Genomic DNA, 254 nt, shown 5'->3' with positions numbered 1-254 from the left:
CGCAGTTCGTAACCGCGTCCCAGAGCCCACTCCAAGAGGTCGGGGGACTCGGTGTCATTGATGCCCCGCATGAGGACCGCGTTGAGCTTGACCGGTCCGAGGCCTGCGGCCCAAGCGGCATCGACGCCGGCGAGGACGCGGTCCAGGAAGGGGCGCCGGGTAAGTTTGGTGAAGGTTTCCTCGTGGAGGGAATCAAGTGAGACATTGATACGGGTCAGGCCGGCGGCCTTGAGGCTGGCGGCTTTCTTGTCCAG

The 254-nt window shown here is 64.6% G+C and carries 1 protein-coding gene; it reads right to left on the bottom strand.

Annotated features, from left to right (window positions below; genetic code table 11):
* Positions 1–254: radical SAM protein (locus SB764_RS42600; protein ID WP_410867121.1), on the bottom strand; the 254-nt coding region annotated here is incomplete at both ends.

It is taken from the genome of Paraburkholderia sp. SIMBA_027 (assembly GCF_046535315.1).
Lineage (GTDB): Bacteria > Pseudomonadota > Gammaproteobacteria > Burkholderiales > Burkholderiaceae > Paraburkholderia > Paraburkholderia tropica.
The sequence above is the reverse complement of the archived record's forward strand: the minus strand, read 5'-3'. Positions and strand labels throughout refer to the sequence as shown.